This window comes from Klebsiella sp. D-Nf1 (assembly GCF_002810515.1).
GTDB classification, from domain to species: Bacteria; Pseudomonadota; Gammaproteobacteria; order Enterobacterales; family Enterobacteriaceae; genus Klebsiella; species Klebsiella variicola.
The window spans coordinates 1-1,794 of record NZ_PIOK01000023.1 but is presented as its reverse complement, the minus strand read 5'-3'; the positions used below and the strand labels follow the sequence as shown (position 1 = coordinate 1,794).

Annotated in this window: 2 protein-coding genes; both read right to left on the bottom strand. The window is 66.7% G+C overall.

What is annotated here, in order from left to right; genetic code table 11:
• On the bottom strand, positions 1-295 hold a 295-nt coding region (locus CWM54_RS27790), incomplete at its 3' end, for a sodium ion-translocating decarboxylase subunit beta (protein ID WP_206054246.1).
• Positions 296-310: 15 nt separating this feature from the next.
• Positions 311-1,794 (bottom strand): sodium-extruding oxaloacetate decarboxylase subunit alpha (gene oadA / locus CWM54_RS27785; RefSeq protein WP_100699186.1); only part of this gene is annotated, 1,484 nt, incomplete at its 5' end.

Genomic DNA, 1,794 nt, shown 5'->3' with positions numbered 1-1,794 from the left:
CCAGCGCCTCCTTGATGGCGTGGACATCCGGAGCGCAGTGGAGCTTCGCGGCAATCACCGCCAGCTGGACCGGGTCGTGGTGGGCCAGCAGGTTTTCCAGCGCGCTCAGCGCCAGCCCGGCCTCCGGAATATTGGAGAGCAGGCCACCGAAGCCAATCGGCAGCAGCAGTAACGGCTCGAACTTCTTCGCAATCGCCAGCCACAGCAGCAGCAGGCTGACCAGCAGCATCACTGCCTGGCCGGCCCCCAGGTGCATCAGCCCCATGCCCTGAATCAGGGCGTTCAGACTTTCCATTTCCGCTCCTCGTCCTTACGCCAGCTGCAGCAGGGTGTCGCCGACCGCCACCGCATCGCCGGATTTCACCGCGATACCGCGTACGGTCCCGGCCTGCGCGGCGCGGATTTCGGTTTCCATCTTCATGGCTTCCAGAATCAGCAGCACCTCGCCTTCGGCCACCGTCTGGCCTTCGCTGGCCAGCACCTTCCAGATAGTGCCCGCCAGCGGGGCGGTCACCGGGGTGCCGGCGCCTGCCGGGGCCGAGGCGGCCTGAACCGGTGCGGAAGAGGCAGCAGGTACGGCCGCCGTCAGCTGGCTGACGTCGCCGCCGTCGCTGACTTTGACCACAAAGGCTTTACCTTCCACTTCCACGGTGTAGACGCCGGAGGCGGCTGGTTTCTCAGCCTTCGCGGCAGGTCTGGCTTCTTCCACCTGCGGCACGGGCTCAAAGGCTGCCGGGTTGTGGCGGTTTTCGAGGAACTTCAGGCCGGGTTGCGGGAACAGGGCCACGGTGAGCACGTCGTCGATGGCGTTTTCGGCAAGCGTGATGCCCTTCTCCTGCGCCTGGCGTCTGACGTCGGCTTCCAGCTGCGCCAGCTCCGGCTTCAGCAGGTCCGCCGGGCGGCAGGTGATGGCTTCAGCGCCCTCAAGCACCCGCGCCTGCAGGGCGGCGTTCACCGGCGCCGGGGTGCGGCCGTACTCGCCCTTCAGGATACCGGCGGTCTCCTTCGCAATGGTTTTGTAGCGCCCGCCGGTCAGGACGTTGAGCACCGCCTGGGTGCCGACAATCTGCGAGGTCGGGGTCACCAGCGGGATGAAGCCGAGGTCCTCGCGCACGCGGGGGATTTCCGCCAGCACCTGGTCCAGCTTGTCCGCGGCGTTCTGCTGCTTCAGCTGGCTTTCGAGGTTGGTGAGCATCCCGCCCGGAACCTGGGCGACGAGGATACGGCTGTCGGTGCCCTTCAGCTGGCCTTCGAAGGCGTGGTACTTCTTACGCACCTCGCGGAAGTACGCGGCGATGCTCTCCAGCTTGTGGATATTGAGGCCGGTGTCGTACGGCGTGCCGGCGAGGGTGGCCACCAGCGCCTCGGTGGCCGGGTGGCCGTAGGTGGCGCTCATCGAGGAGATGGCGGTATCCACGCCGTCGACCCCGGCCTCAATGGCCTTCAGCAGGGCCATCTCCGCCATCCCGGTGGTGGCGTGGCAGTGCAGGTGCAGGGTGACGTCATAGCGCTTCTTGATTTCGCTGACCAGCTCAAAGGCGGCATGCGGCGTCAGAATGCCGGACATGTCCTTGATGGCGACGGAATCAACGCCGGTCTCCAGCAGCTGTTCGGTGAGGTCGAGCCAGGTCTGCAGGGTGTGGGCCGGGCTGGTGGTGTAGCTGAGGGTGCCCTGGGCGTGGGCGCCGTGGCGGCGGACCGCCTGCAGGGCGGCCAGCATGTTGCGCGGGTCGTTCATGGCGTCGAAGACGCGGAAGACGTCCATGCCGTTTTTGACGGCGCGCTCCACAAAGC